Source organism: Pseudocolwellia sp. G5-9 (assembly GCF_055808995.1).
Genome location: NZ_CM147893.1, coordinates 377,302 through 392,662, shown reverse-complemented (window position 1 = coordinate 392,662; position 15,361 = coordinate 377,302). Strand labels below are relative to the sequence as shown.

Annotated in this window: 14 protein-coding genes; 9 read left to right on the top strand and 5 right to left on the bottom strand. The window is 35.1% G+C overall.

From position 1 onward, the window contains the following. Positions 1-53: 53 nt before the first annotated feature. From AC0L5Q_RS01645 to AC0L5Q_RS01635, 3 genes are all read right to left on the bottom strand, one after another. Positions 54-236, bottom strand: a complete 183-nt coding sequence (locus AC0L5Q_RS01645) for a hypothetical protein (protein WP_473613980.1) — start codon at positions 234-236, stop codon at positions 54-56. Between the two features lie 174 nt (positions 237-410). Further along, positions 411-2,456, bottom strand: a complete 2,046-nt coding sequence (locus AC0L5Q_RS01640) for a carbohydrate binding domain-containing protein (protein WP_473613979.1) — start codon at positions 2,454-2,456, stop codon at positions 411-413. Between the two features lies 1 nt (position 2,457). Further along, entirely contained in the window at positions 2,458-2,706 is a 249-nt protein-coding gene (locus AC0L5Q_RS01635) for a hypothetical protein (RefSeq protein ID WP_473613978.1), read from the bottom strand. Positions 2,707-3,413: 707 nt separating this feature from the next. Between AC0L5Q_RS01635 and AC0L5Q_RS01630 the strand changes: the two genes are divergently transcribed. Further along, positions 3,414-4,313, top strand: a complete 900-nt coding sequence (locus tag AC0L5Q_RS01630) for a hypothetical protein (protein ID WP_473613977.1) — start codon at positions 3,414-3,416, stop codon at positions 4,311-4,313. Positions 4,314-4,433: 120 nt separating this feature from the next. Here the strand turns inward: AC0L5Q_RS01630 and fucP are convergent, their stop codons facing one another. After that, on the bottom strand, positions 4,434-5,864 hold the full coding sequence (gene fucP, locus AC0L5Q_RS01625; RefSeq protein ID WP_473613976.1) for an L-fucose:H+ symporter permease: 1,431 nt from the start codon (positions 5,862-5,864) through the stop codon (positions 4,434-4,436). 279 nt (positions 5,865-6,143) lie between these two features. On the opposite strand from fucP, the gene AC0L5Q_RS01620 reads away from it, so the two are divergent. Continuing rightward, positions 6,144-7,658, top strand: coding sequence for a UxaA family hydrolase (locus AC0L5Q_RS01620; protein ID WP_473613975.1), 1,515 nt, complete (start codon positions 6,144-6,146; stop codon positions 7,656-7,658). A 68-nt stretch (positions 7,659-7,726) separates the two neighbouring features. Here AC0L5Q_RS01620 and AC0L5Q_RS01615 read toward each other — a convergent pair whose 3' ends face one another. Next, on the bottom strand, positions 7,727-8,128 hold the full coding sequence (locus tag AC0L5Q_RS01615) for an MAPEG family protein (RefSeq protein ID WP_473613974.1): 402 nt from the start codon (positions 8,126-8,128) through the stop codon (positions 7,727-7,729). A 159-nt stretch (positions 8,129-8,287) separates the two neighbouring features. On the opposite strand from AC0L5Q_RS01615, the gene AC0L5Q_RS01610 reads away from it, so the two are divergent. From AC0L5Q_RS01610 to AC0L5Q_RS01580, 7 genes are all read left to right on the top strand, one after another. Further along, complete coding sequence (locus tag AC0L5Q_RS01610) at positions 8,288-8,779, top strand: FixH family protein (protein ID WP_473613973.1); 492 nt, start codon at positions 8,288-8,290, stop codon at positions 8,777-8,779. Between the two features lie 87 nt (positions 8,780-8,866). After that, on the top strand, positions 8,867-11,305 hold the full coding sequence (locus tag AC0L5Q_RS01605; protein ID WP_473613972.1) for a heavy metal translocating P-type ATPase: 2,439 nt from the start codon (positions 8,867-8,869) through the stop codon (positions 11,303-11,305). Positions 11,306-11,313: 8 nt separating this feature from the next. Then, entirely contained in the window at positions 11,314-11,547 is a 234-nt protein-coding gene (gene ccoS, locus AC0L5Q_RS01600) for a cbb3-type cytochrome oxidase assembly protein CcoS (protein ID WP_077342918.1), read from the top strand. Next, complete coding sequence (locus AC0L5Q_RS01595; RefSeq protein WP_473613971.1) at positions 11,547-12,206, top strand: sulfite exporter TauE/SafE family protein; 660 nt, start codon at positions 11,547-11,549, stop codon at positions 12,204-12,206. Before ccoS ends, AC0L5Q_RS01595 begins: the two co-directional genes overlap by 1 nt. Positions 12,207-12,265: 59 nt before the next feature. Then, a complete protein-coding gene (fnr, locus tag AC0L5Q_RS01590) occupies positions 12,266-12,994 on the top strand; it encodes a fumarate/nitrate reduction transcriptional regulator Fnr (protein WP_473613970.1) in 729 nt (242 codons plus the stop codon). Between the two features lie 566 nt (positions 12,995-13,560). Beyond that, positions 13,561-14,490 (top strand): universal stress protein UspE, encoded by a 930-nt coding sequence (uspE, locus tag AC0L5Q_RS01585; RefSeq protein WP_473613969.1) that lies wholly within the window; start codon positions 13,561-13,563, stop codon positions 14,488-14,490. 264 nt (positions 14,491-14,754) lie between these two features. After that, positions 14,755-15,345, top strand: a complete 591-nt coding sequence (locus AC0L5Q_RS01580; protein WP_473613968.1) for a hypothetical protein — start codon at positions 14,755-14,757, stop codon at positions 15,343-15,345. Positions 15,346-15,361 lie beyond the last annotated feature (16 nt).

Genomic DNA, 15,361 nt, shown 5'->3' with positions numbered 1-15,361 from the left:
TAAAAATAAGGTAAGAAAACTGTCTTACCTTATTTAATCTACTAATATAAAGTTTATGAAAGTATAATTCGGCTATATTCGGCTAGAAATTCAGAAGTATCACTTAAATAGTTAGGGTAAGCTTTTTCAATAGATTTGAGGTCACGTCCTGCAACAAGTAATACGTTATTATTTATGTTTTGTTTTTTTATTTTCACTATACAAAAAAGGCGAACACCTAAGTATTCGCCTTTCATTTTTTCTTTTTCGTTTAAACGCTTACTACATCCTTGTAGAAACCTTATCGAAATCAATCACACAGCATAAGAGGCTTTTAAACCAACAGATGGGCATATACTCTGTAACCCAAAATACAATAACATTAAAACGTACTAACCTTTGCTATATGTTTTTCAATAGCTAGTTTGGTGTTAAAAAGTATAGGTTAACAACACCGCAGTATTTCCAACCGGTAACACAATAACCTTGTTTAAATTAAAGGTAATATCACCATTATCAGCACTGTAATTACCTGAAGCGAGCAATTCATCGCTATCGACAACACCATTATTATTTTTGTCGTGATAAAGCTTAATAGAGCTAACATCATTTAGTTCATTAATATCCCCTTCTGCTTTAAAAGTTAAGTTATGTAATTGAGCTCCTACCGCATCACTATTTAGTATGGCTTTTAAAACAACTTGTTCACCACTCCCTGTTTTAAATGATGTATCTGCAATCATATCTTTACTTAAAGTTAGCGTTGGAATGATTTCAGCAGGAGGTACTGAATCAGCGATAGCAACTTTTCCTGTGCTCGTTAATATTGCCATTTGGCCAACAGGCATCAGGTTGATTTCAAATACCGGTTTAACTAAATGATCTATTGTCGATAAATCAATGTCGGTAAGGTAATGACCATAACCGGCTTTAAGTGTGATTTTTTTACGGGTTACTTCATTATTGCCATCAAAAACAACGATTTCCGCATCTCGATCTTGGTTTATTTGATATAAAAATGCTAACGCTAGATTATCTTCAGTCAAAACATAATTTTTTATAGTAAAGTTTTCAGTATAAAGTGCAGTTGAGAGGTTATTAACAGATTCAGGCGCTGGAACTATTTGATCTAACTTAATATCATCCACATAAAATTCACTGCCATTTGGAGCATACCAGTATAGTTTTATGTTTTCTTGCTCGCCGGTATTAAACGTAAGAGTAACTTTTTCATAACCATCATTAACCGCTAGCATAGTCACACCAAAACTTATCTCATCTCCATTGTTAGTTTTAGCACCAAAATTCAAGCTACCGCTAATCACGTTAGCATAAGCACTGAAGGTATATTCGGTATTGGTTAATAAAGTAACTACCTTTTCAATTGCACCACCGCCCACAACATGGCCGGCATATGTACCTGTATTCACATTAGTTTGTACAACATCACGTGGTGAGCCTCCCCAACCACTCCAAGCCGTAAAATCACCTGACTCAAAGCCTGAATTGGTGAATAAAACCGAGTCTTTTACAGGTAAATCATCATTAACACCTATATAAAGATATGATCGTATCCAATCATAATATGAGGTATTTATTGCATCGTTCGATAATTCATCATCTGTTGGATAAGGTGTTGCCCAGTTATAGGTTTCCGTTAACATTTGGATTCCCATTGGACGACTATACGGTTTGTTATGCAGCGCTGTACTTACTTTAACTTTGCCTGAAAAGTTATCATTTAAATAGAATTGCACATCATTTTCATTTTTCCACCAAGCTGCAAAAGTATTAAAATTTTGCCAAACTTCTTCGCCATCGGGTAACTTATTATTAACGGGTGTTGAGCCATCACCTTCAGCGACATTAACACCTTTAGCAAAACCCTGACGGTTGCCACTACAATCTGAATACCACACATGAGTATTGTATTGTTGACCATTTCTAAATGACGCTCCCCACTCCTTATCAATAACACCACCAACAGCTTCAGCTATATCGAGTTCCATACTCCATTTATCATTATCACAATCAGCATTTACGTTATTGGGAGATAATAAGTCCTCATTACCATTTGATAGCCAAAAAGTCGTCGACATATTAATACGAGAAGTCTTTAAACGTGCTTCATAATAACCATGGTAAGCGTTTTTCGTAATTGACTGTACAGCCCCTCCAGCAATCGTGTAATTACCATCAGGTACTGCCAATTTATGATTTCTAATTTGCATATTGCCATTACTTACAGAAACAGCACTAGGCTCAAACTTTGCTGGCACTCGACCTTTCCATGTTTCATGGTAATTCCGCCATTTCGTTTTATCTAGGGTGTTTCCATTAAATTCATCAGAGAATTCAGCATTCAGTACCCAGCGTTTACCCGCTTCAGGTTCTGGCGTTTGTGCAATAATTAGAGTTGAAGTTAACGCGGTGGTAATTGTACTTGCTAAGACAATTTTTTTTGTTATATGAGACATCTTATTGTTCCTTATCTAACGTTAGCGTACCGCTATTGATGTTATTCGTATCAACCACAACAGGAGTACTATTTGCTACGGTAGAAATTTCAACATGAGTTAAGCTAACTGAAAAATTTTTTGTTACCTTATTTTCTGTTTTTGGTTGTTCAACTTTATTGATGCTGGTAGCCTTTTTATCGTCTTTACCTCCGCATGCAGTTGTTACAAAAAGAACAATTAGTACTAAAATAACTTTTAAAACACTCACAAAAAACACCTTTTATTTTTTTACATTTAAACCAAACAGATTACATACAACACATCAATAAAATAAATACATTTTTATGAGTAATATGATTCAACTATAATTTTTACTTTATTTATTAAGAATAACAACGGCTAAACAGCAAGGAACTAACATCTTATTGTGCATTTAGTTACTCTATAAAAATACAAACCCAACTAACTACTTATATTAAAAGAAAAACACATAACCTATTGTAATTAACCTCAGCTCGGGATAAGCAAAGTTACTCAACAAGCTATTTTTATGCCTAACGTCGTTGAATTTATTACTAATAGCTAGCTATTAGATAGAAAAATTCGCCTTGTTATACACAAAAATATCAATGTTGAGAGACTAATATAACTTAGGAAAACAACGGTACAGGTTAAGATTTTGATAAATAATAATTTTAATTCATTATCTAACATTCATTAACCCGAGTTGAGGTTAATCATATAAATGTATTATTAAATTTTTTATTGGTATAGGTTTTAGTACCCACAAAAAAACTTACTTTAATTAAGTTGTTATTATTAGGTATTTATATACTCCAACGCTAAGTTAAGTATATATGAGTTAGTTCAGGGTACTGGTTAACCATAAAACCTTTATCGACTTCACTTGACTAGATTACCCGCACAACTTATATATAAACATATAATTTATTATATAAACACAAAAGAGTTACAATGAAATATTTAACCTTATTAATACTTCTCATTTCAACTTCGTTTCTAGCCCAATCTCAAAACAGTAATTACCACAATAATCGCATTGCGATTAGTGCTGATGGTAATAATCAAGCAGATAATTTACATTTTTGGCCAAGAGCCGATCCTGATGATTGGGGAGGAACCCCTTTTGCCCTAGCTATTATTGCCAAGAAGAAACTGCACAACAAACTTGTTCATTACTCATACAATAACTTTATTGACTCGCCAGCTCATACAAGCGATATCAATCAAATGGAAATTGGTGTCGATGGGGCCATCAAGCGTTGGAACTTTGATAAAACTAAATTCTTTGACGTGACTGAAGAATACAATAAAGCTCGAGGTCATTTAGTCAACGAGATTGCTAAATCAACCGCTGCCGATCCTTTGTTTTTTCTGCATATGGGACCTGCTGAATTTTTTTATCGAGTTGTAAAGCAAGTGATAGCAGATGGAAATATAGAAAGCCTTGCTCATGTCACTATCATTTCTCATAGTGGCTACAATGACAATCACTTACGCAGAGGCGATCCTAAATTTGATAAAAAACCTGTATTAGCAAAAAATAGCCATCACAAATTAGAAGATGTTATGGCATTAAGTGGCAACAGATTAAAATATATTCGTATTACAGATCAAAATGTAAAATGGGATGTAAACCAAGGCTGGAACTCAGGTAAAGACTGGACAGTTTGGCATTGGATGAAAAATCATAAAGATAAAAATATTGCATGGATATATAAAAGAATGGAGGAGCATCCTGAAAAAGTCGCTGACGCTTCAGATGCTGGCTTGGTGTATTATCTTGTAACAGGTGACGAAAATGCCACTCCTCTTAAACTTAAGCAGTTTTTCGGAACAGGTATTAACCTTTAATATAAAATACTTTATAAATATAAACGTAAAAAACCTTAATACCGTATAAAAAACTAAACAAAAAGGCGAACACCTAAGTATTCGCCTTTCATTTTTTCGTTTTAACCTTTGCTGAACAGCTTATACTTTATATTTGTTATGCGCTCTGTAACCAAAAACACAAATAACAATAAAACAAATTAGAGGTAAAACAAACGAAGTTTGCACCGATGGAATACCTTCAATAAGAGGAGCTGCGTCAATCATGCTTGCTTGTAATGGTGGCATAAGCGCACCGCCTACAATCGCCATAACTAAACCCGCTGACGCTAAACTTGCATCGTCACCCATGCCTTTAAGGGCAATACCATAAATGGTTGGAAACATTAACGACATACATATTGAAATACCAATTAAACAATATAAACCAGCATAACCACCTAAGAAAATAGTACCTAACGACAACACAAAGCCACCAGCTGCAAGTAACATTAATAGTTGCCCAGGGCGAACAAAACTCAATAAGAAAATACAAATAAATCGGCTTGCTAAAAACACGCCCATAGCAACCATATTATATTGTTGTGACTCTGCTGCAGTTAAGCCGACTGAGGTCATGCCGTAATGAATAATAAACGTCCAACACATAATTTGTGCGCCAACATAAAAGGCTTGTGCTAATACCCCTTCTAAATAACATTTATTAGCGATTAAACGACAGAAAGTTTCTTTTAATTCTTTAAGTGTTAACGGGTGATCGGTAGAAATAGTTTTAGGTAACTTATTAAATAAAAACACAACAAATAACACAGCAACAACCGCTGCAATGGCAATATACGGACCACGCACAGTCACTAAATCTGCTGCTTGCATCGCTTGATGTGCAACAGGATCAGCTACCGAGAAATCTTGAATAGCTTGTGTTAATTTTCCGTCCACGACTGACGGCAACATGTTCGCATAGTCAGGATTTGCTGCTTTTTCTGCTAATCTAAACTCTTCAACTTTTAACTCACCAAGAATATAACTAGAGGCTACAAACATACCGGTAAGTGAACCGATAGGGTTAAACGCTTGCGCTAAGTTTAAGCGCTGTGTTGAAGTGTCCGGATGCCCCATAGATAAAACATAAGGGTTGGCTGTGGTTTCTAATAAAGCTAGACCACAAGTTAAAATCCAAAGTGCAGCTAAAAAGTAATTAAACTCCATAGTAATGGAAGCAGGAAGAAATAATAACGCCCCTGTCGCGTATAGCCCAAGACCAAGTAATATCCCTGATTTATAAGAAAATCGACGAATAAAAATTGCCGCAGGAATAGCCATAACACCATAACCCAGATAAAAAGCAAACTGCACTAAACTACTTTGAGCATTTGAAATAAGAAAAATATCTTTAAATGCTTTTACAAGTGGATTGGTTATGTCATTTGCAAAACCCCATAAAGGGAATAACGAAGCCACCAATATAAAAGGTACTATATATTGTGCTTCTAAAATTTTAGGTTTTGAAGACTGCTCTTCATTGTTAGCCGTTGACGGTTCGCCAATGGTTTCGTTCACGCTTGTGTTCATCTATGTCCCCTATTTATAAACAACCTAAGTTATTTATATATAAATTATATTATTTTTATAACTCTTGTTTTAATTATGGTTTGCTTTTATTACATGCTGCACTGACTTTTACGTACAATACCGTTATTAATTTACCACCCTAAAGAATGTTCCTTTCTAAATAAAAAATAGCAAGTTTCAGGTTTGATAATATTACGGCTAGACCATTAAGTAAAGATTAACATTTTTATATATAAATGATATAATTTACTCACGATCATATTTAAGAATTTTATTAACGTGAAAAACTCTGAAAATAATTTACTTCGCCAAGTAATCAAAGTACATAATGATGACAATGTTGCCGTTGCCATTTCTATTCTTGCTCAAAGCACTGTTTTATCTAAAGAATACAAAAATGTAACGCTCAGCCAAGAGATACCTAAAGGCCATAAACTCGCGTTGAAAAACTTAAAGCAAGGCGATGATGTTGTTAAATATGGTTTTGTTATTGGCCAAGCGACAGCTGATATTGCCGCGGGTTCTCATATCCATAGCCATAATTTATCTACTAAGTTAAACGGTAGTGAAACCTATCATTATGATCAAGAGCCTACTCCCTTAGCTGATAAAACAGACATGCCTACCTTTAAAGGCTATGTACGTAAAAATGGTAAGGTTGGTATCCGAAACGATTTATGGATCATTAATACCGTAGGTTGTGTAAATCAGTCTGCAAAACGCATAACTGATTTATGTAAAAGACAGTTTGAAGGTCGTGCTGATGAATTTGTGGCACTAACACACCCATTCGGTTGTTCTCAATTAGGTGATGATTTATCAAATACACGTAATCTGTTAAGTAGTTTAATGCAAAATCCGAATGCTGGTGGCGTATTAGTTATTGGCTTAGGTTGTGAAAACAATCAGTTATCTACATTAATGTCTGAAACTAAAGATATTGATACCAAGAAAGTACGTTATTTCAACTCCCAAGAAGTAGACAACGAAATTGAAGTGGGCTTGAAATACGTTGAAGAATTACTGAATGAAATGGACAAAGACGTTCGCACCGAAGTACCGGTATCGCAACTTACATTAGGCATGAAATGTGGTGGTTCAGACGGTTTTAGTGGTTTAACAGCAAACCCTGTTGTTGGCCGAATTACTGATATGCTCACCCAATACGGTGGTCGCGTTATTTTAACCGAAACCCCTGAAATGTTTGGTGCTGAACAAGTGCTTATGGACAGAGCATGTAGTAAAGAAATTTACACTGAAATTGTTGACCTTGTGCAAGAGTTTAAAGATTACTTTATTAGAAACAATCAACCTATTTACGAAAACCCATCACCGGGTAATAAGGCTGGTGGTTTAACCACATTAGAAGAAAAATCTCTTGGCGCCATTCAAAAAGGAGGCAAAGCCATTATTAATGAAGTGATTGGTTATGGTAAAAAAGCGTCTTCTGGCAAAGGATTAACCTTGTTACAAGCGCCTGGAAACGACGCGGTATCATCAACCGCCCTTTCAGCTGCAGGAGCTAATATCATTCTCTTTACCACAGGTAGAGGAACTCCATTAGGCTTTCCTGTTCCTACCGTAAAAATATCGTCGAATACAGATTTAGCGACGCGTAAAAAACATTGGATTGATTTCGATTCAGGCCAAATATTAACGTCTGATATGAGTATTGATGAATGTGCCGAACAATTATTTAGTTACTTACTAAAAGTTGCATCAGGTGAAAAAACAAATAACGAGATTAACGATAATCGTGAAATTTCTATTTGGAAAAACGGTGTAACTTTATAAGCACCTATTAAAAAATAATATAAAAAGGAGAGATGAGCTGATCATCACTCCTTTTTCTTCTCATTTATTTACGCCATATTCAGCATCAAGGTTATCCATAAACCTAACACCATAAAAACAGCGGCCCAAAAAACAATAATACGATGTAGTAAATGATTATAAGTAATGTGAATATAAGCATGCATTACGCGCAGTATCACAAAAGCCCACGCAAAGTATAAACCGACAACACTAGAAATATTTAAAGCAACGTAAAATAAACATCCCACATAAAATAATACCGGTACTTCAAACTGGTTATTAAAACAACGCGTGGTTTTAATAACGCTCTCAGGAAAACTTTCAGCATCCATTAATTTATACGCTTTGGGATTAACTTTACGTGCTTTTACGCTATTTACACGTGTAAAAAATGCAACAATTCCGATAACTAATGTAAGTAATACCATAAAAAATACAGGGTAAATCAATGAAAACTCCTTAACGGCTATAATAATGTAAATTAAAACAATTATACCTCCTTCACATAAAATTATAGATTTAAATCAATTCCCTCCATCTTTTATTGGTTCATCACTAATAAAAACGTATAATACGCGCTTATTTATTTTCATGAACAAGGCATATAAATGACAACATATTGGTACAAAGAACCATGGGCTTGGTTGGTATTCGCATTACCCTTCTCGGCCGTAGTTGCAGGTATTGCTACTTATATTATTGCCAACCACGAACCTGATCCACTGGTAGTTGGTAACTATTACAAAAAAGGGAAAGCAATTAACTTAGAGTTAAGTAAAATAAAATTAGCTCAAAAACTAGGCATGAAATTTTCTCTTACATTAAAAGATAATGAACTCGTGATAAAACCTACGGGTATTGAAAAAGAATTTTCATTACTTAGCGTTAATTTTTATCATCCTACACAAGAAGAAAAAGACTTCGCTTTAACGTTAACTCCAGATGGCGATGGCAATTTTAGACATCACTTAGATCATGACGTTAAAGGTAAGTGGCAAATTACCTTATCTACTTTTGATAATAAATGGAAAATTCAAAACACGATATATTTACCTCAAGCTTCAGCTATTAGTATTGAGCCTGCACCTAAAGACAGTTAAACCTTCATGTTAGTTTAGTCATATTACCCAGTTAATTATGACTAAACTAATTATTGATAAACTCACATTACTGAAATAAAACAACCTATGTCATCTTTGTGTTTCCATTGCGGTGAAGCTATTCCTAAAGGTATAGATTTATCAGTTAAAATAGATAACGTTATACAACCTATGTGCTGCATAGGTTGCGAAGCCGTTGCTTCTGTTATTGTTGAAAATAATTTAACGGAATATTATCGATACCGCACCGAGCCAGCCAAAAAAGGCGAACAACTGGTTCCACAACAGTTACAACGTAATCAATTATTAGATGACGAAAGCTTACAAAACGAATTTACCTTTAAAACTAACGAATACAAAGAAGCTATTTTAACTATTGATGGTATTAGTTGTGCTGCCTGCGCATGGTTAATTGAAATGCAGCTATCGAAAACCACAGGCATAGTTTCTATTACCGTAAATGCAACCACACAACGCGCAACCGTTAGATGGCAAGATGATAAACTAAAGTTAAGTGAAATATTAAAACGCATAGACAGCATCGGTTATAAAGCACTTCCCTTTAAAGCCAGCCAAATCGAAGAACTAAACAAAGCTCAAAGTAAATCATTTATCAAGCGTTTAGGCGTTTCAGGCATTTTAATGATGCAGGTATTAATGATTGCCGTAGGATTATATTTTGGCGCGTTTTCAGATATGTCTGAATACAACCTTGTTTATTTAAGATGGGCTAGCTTAATTTTAACTTTACCTATAGTTACCTACGGCGCTTTTCCTTTTTATAAAGGTGCGATAAATACATTAAAAATAAAACGCCTTTCAATGGATGTTCCTGTTTCTATTGCTATAACTCTTGCTTTTTCTGCCAGCGCTTGGGCAACGGTTAGTCAGCAAGGAGAAGTGTATTTTGAATCAGTCGCCATGTTTACTTTCCTATTACTTATTGGCAAGTTTTTAGAGTTTAGAGCGCGAATGCGAGCCTCTCATGTTTCGGCTAATTTACTCAAGCTAATGCCGATGACCGCAACCAAGCTTGTTTCTATCACTGACGATAAAGGCACAACTCAACAAGAAAAATTAATAGCCGCGAAACATTTAAAGAAGTTTGATCTTGTATTGATCAAGCCTGGTGAAACTGTACCTGCCGATGGCATGGTTATTTCAGGTACTAGCCAAATTAATGAATCGATGTTATCTGGTGAACAAACACCTGTTAACAAAAATATTGGCGATAATGTTTTAGCGGGTACCATTAACGGCGATGGTAATATTACGGTTGAAGTAAAAAAAGAAAATCAATATTCATTCTTAAACCAGATGATACGTTTAAGTGAATCGTCTCAAGCCCATAAACCTAAATTAGCCAAGCTTTCAGACAAAATAGCACAATATTTTGTCGCAACAATTTTACTTACCTCAATAGCAACGGCTATTTATTGGCAAATACACTTACCTGAAGAAGCCTTTTGGATAACGCTTTCGGTATTAGTGGCAACCTGCCCTTGTGCTTTATCGTTAGCCACACCAACCGCATTAACTTGCGCAACAGTTACACTAAATAATAAAGGTATCTTGATAAAGTCAGCCCACGTAATGGAAACCTTACCTAACGTTAATTGTTTTGCTTTTGATAAAACAGGCACGTTAACCACGGGTGAGTTTACTATCAGTAAGGTGGAATTATTTGATCGTGCGTTTAGCGAAAAACAAGTATTAGCTATTGCTGCTGGATTAGAATCTCACTCAGAACACCCTATCGCAAAAGCATTTATTAAACATAGAGACTTTTCTCTTAATGTCACCCAAATAGAAGTAACACCCAGTTCAGGCGTTTCAGGTAATTATCAAAACGAAACCTACCAAATAGGTAAACCCAGTTGGTTATTACCCACCCTACGTTTAGCCGATTCAGAAGCTAATGTGAATAATGCTCAATGCGTATTGGTAACAGGCGAACAACTTATCGCTGCCTTTTACCTAGAAGACAGTGTAAGAGATAACGCCGCTAGCTTAATTAAAAACTTGCATGACCAATCAATATCAACCTTAATGCTTTCAGGCGACAATAAAGCCGGTTGCGATAAAACACAGTCTGTTTTGCATTTATCTCAAGCTCACAGTAATTTAAGTGCTAAAAATAAAGTTGAGCTATTAAAAGCCAAACAAGTTGACCATATTGTTGCCATGGTGGGTGATGGTGTCAACGACACGCCTGTATTTAGCGCGGCTCATATAGCCATAGCCATGGGAAGTGGTACAGATATTGCGAAAAACGGCGCAGATATTATATTATTAAACAGTGATTTAACTAATATTACTGCGTTAAAACTCATTGCTCAAAAAACTAAAAAAATTATTTGGCAAAACTACTTATGGGCATTTGGTTATAATGCCTTAGTGTTGCCGTTAGCAATGGCTGGCTATATTACGCCTTACCTCGCAGTTATTGGTATGTCAGCCAGTTCCATATTGGTTGTGACTAACTCACTGCGCTTACTTAATATCAAAAAAGATACAAAAGGCTAATATATTCAATGAGCATAATTTACGTATTAATTCCTATCGCGGTACTATTAACGGCTATTGGCCTTTATCTTTTTTTCTGGGCAGTTAAAACAGAACAATTTGATGATCTTGAAAAACAAGGTTTAAGTATTTTGTTTGACGAAAATGACGATCAAGCAGCTGATAAAAATAAATCAACATCAGAATTAATATCAGAAAAGAATAAAAACACCAACGCATCAAATCAACCAAAAGATAGTTAATGAACATTGATTATTTTTCAGCCTTTATTATAGGCATTTTGGGATCTGGCCATTGCTTAGGAATGTGTGGTGGCATAACCTCAATGCTAACCTCTGCTCTACCTAAACATTCGTCGTACTCAAAAACACTTTTAGTTTTCAGTTATAATTTTGGTCGCATATTATCTTATACCCTAATTGGCGCAATAGTTGGTTTTACAGGTTCTGTCGCGGCTAAAAATCTTGGCGTACCTTTAGCTGGTTTACGCGTAATATCCGCTCTATTTCTTATATTTTTAGGACTTTATATTGGCCAATGGCTTATGTGGTTAAATAGAGTTGAACGCTTAGGTAAATTTATTTGGCAATATTTATCACCTTACTCCAAACGTTTAATACCTGTAGACTCACCACAAAAAGCCATAGGTTTAGGTGCGCTATGGGGCTGGTTGCCCTGTGGTTTAATTTATTCAATGCTAACATGGTCATTAGCTAGTGGCAGCGTAACTACGGGCGCATTAATTATGACTAGCTTTGGCTTAGGAACCCTACCAGCATTGCTTATTATGTCGTATAGCTTAATCAAAGCAAAAACGCTACTTAACCACCCCTTATTTAGAAAAACAATGGCAATAAGCCTTATCGGTTACGGTATTTATACCTTGTACTTGCTCGTTTAATCGATTGCATATAGATGAAGGTTAGAATATGATCCAAATCAATTAACCTTTGATTAAGTATGGACATTATGGAAAACAACAATTGCTCAGGAAAACAACACATCCATTGTCAAAACTGTAGTATTAGTGAATTATGCCTTCCATTTTCGTTAAACGAGCAAGAACTTAATACGCTTGATAATATTATTGACCGTAAAAAGCCTATCCATAAAGGTGAGCAAATTTTTCAAGACGGCGACGAAATGAAATCTCTTTATGCCATTCGTTCTGGTACATTTAAAACCTTTACCGTTAATGAGCAAGGAGAAGAACAAATTACAGGGTTTCATCTAGCAGGTGATTTATTAGGTTTTGACGCCATTGCCAATTCAGAACATCCTAGTTTTGCTAAAGCACTGGAAACATCAATGGTATGTGAAATTCCATACGACACGTTAGACTCTATTTCTAACACTATGCCAAAGCTTAAAAAACAAATATTAAAAATGATGAGCTCTGAAATTCGTTCAGATCATGAAATGCTTATGTTACTTAATCATAAAAATGCAGAGCAACGATTAGCAACTTTTATTAGTACGTTAAGTAAAAGATATCATGAACGAGGATTTTCTGCGTCTGAGTTTAGATTAACCATGACACGTGGCGATATAGGTAACTTTATTGGTTTAACGGTTGAAACGATTAGCCGCTTACTGAATAGGTTTCATAAAAATGGTTTAATCGATGTGAGTGGCAAACTGATTACCATTAAAAATATTGAAAAGCTTAACGAAGTTGCTTCACTGTAATTCGATATATACCCGTTACCAATCAAGAGGCTATTTCAGAGTGCTTGAGCGATATCAATTCAAGGCAACGCTTTGTGATAATGGTTACTCCCTTATGAAAAGCGTTGTTGATGAAGTGATTTTGCTCAAGCGCTTCTTCGATGGGTCTAAAACAATTTATGCTTCGTTATTAACTTTAGTCAGGTTCCTACACGGATGTAGGACATTAGGGTAACGCAGGAGCAGTTACCGAGAATAGCCATGACGTAAACTTAATGCCTTGCATACATGGATGTAGACCTTAGATTTTGTTTGGAACGTAAAATCTGTGCTTAAATTGTTTTTAGTTCCCACTGAAACCTGCATCTTGAATGATAACGGGTATAAACAACAGTAGTAAAAGGTACGTTATTATTACTGTTGTTAATCTCCGTAAAAGATCTATTTTAAATTTCATATTCCCCTCTTCATCAAGATATTATTAATTAAGAATATCTTGATGTAAAACAATTAAAAAACACTCGTTCATACACTATACTGATACTCATGGTATTATAAATACGAGCTAAATAATTGGGGACGATATTATGAAAAAGTATCAAAATATACTAACGGTTATTGATCCTACGACAGACGACCAAAAAGCGTTAAAGCGTAGTATTGAACTAGCACAACATACTAAGGCTACTATCACAGCCTTCTTATCTATTTTTGATTTTTCTTACGAAATGACCACCATGTTATCAAGCGATGAACGTGAATCTATGCGACAAACCGTTATAGACGATAGACACCAATGGCTTAATAACATTATCGAACAACTCGATACAGAGTCACTTACTATCAACACCAAAGTTGTTTGGCACAACAGACCTTTTGAAGCAGTGATCAGCGAAGTGCTTGATCATAATCACGACATTGTTATTAAAGGTACTCACGAACACGACAAACTAAAATCCGTTATATTTACGCCTACCGACTGGCATATTTTACGTAAATGCCCTTGCCCTGTGTTATTAGTTAAAGATCATTTATGGCCTGAAAACGGCAATATACTTGCAGCAATAAATGTAGGAAGTGATGAAGAAGAACACCTTTCGCTTAACCATAAAATCACCTCACAAGCGAGCGACTTAGCAAAAACAATAAACGGTAACGTGCACATTGTTAATTCTTATCCCGGTACGCCTGTTAACATCACCATAGAAATACCTGAATTTAACGCGGTAGAATACAACGATACTATGTTAAAACATCACCAAGATGCGATGACAGAACATTGTGAAAAATACCAGATAGCGAAAGAGAACACCTACGTTCAAGAAGGTTTACCTGAAGATGTTATCGAAGAAATTGCCAACCAAATCGACGCAGAATTAGTGATTTTAGGCACGGTAGGTAGAACAGGATTATCAGCCACATTAATAGGCAATACCGCTGAACACGTAATAGATCGACTGAACTGTGATGTACTCGCGTTAAAACCTGATGGATATGAATCACCTTTTGTTAAGTAATAAAAACACTAATAAAGTAGCTAATTACTATTTTAGTTACTTTATTACCTATTACATCTAAATCAACTTAACTCTACTTTAACTAGCTTAGTAACCAAGTCCTCCTATTTGTAGTAATATTAAATTGATCCCTCGCCAATAACAAAACTCAATTAGCGATATATAACACTACAATTAACAAATCAATCTATTGATTTTATTATTAAAGTTGTGTAATGTTAGTTTCGTATTTAGGGAAAAAATATTATATAAAAGGAAATTATTATGAACAAACTCATCTCTATATTAGGTACCCTTACCTTTTTATCTTCAACATCTGCATTAGCTGATACTCTTACGTTTTCTGGTGCAACTCACTGTAATGAAGATGTAGTTAAACATGCAACTGCATTTAATAACTTAAAAACGGCTGAAGGCGCCTTAAATGCCCTATCAACTATTTCTTCTGAGTCTGTAGGTCCAACCGAACAAGGTTACTTTATCTTTGATCCTCAATTTGAAAGAACCACTAGATACTTCAATTGTAGTGTCCCTCTAACAGCCAATATGGGTAATATTTCACTTAACGTTTATGGCAAAGTCAATGGTATACAACAAGCACCAGGTGGGTGTCTAATTTCACGTATACGGAAAGTAAACGATGGAGGAATACCTAAATGGTTTAGATTTGGGACTGGTGAAGGTTTTGATTGGAGTACTATTACAAACTATAATATAACAGGTGAGCAGTTTGTAAATTATAGTACAAATAATATTAATAACAATTATGAAGCTGACAGTACTTTAGAATTAAAATGTCGTACAACATGGTCAGGCGGTAGCGTATCGATTGGTCAGATAGCAGTAACGTACTAACAATTAAATAAATTTT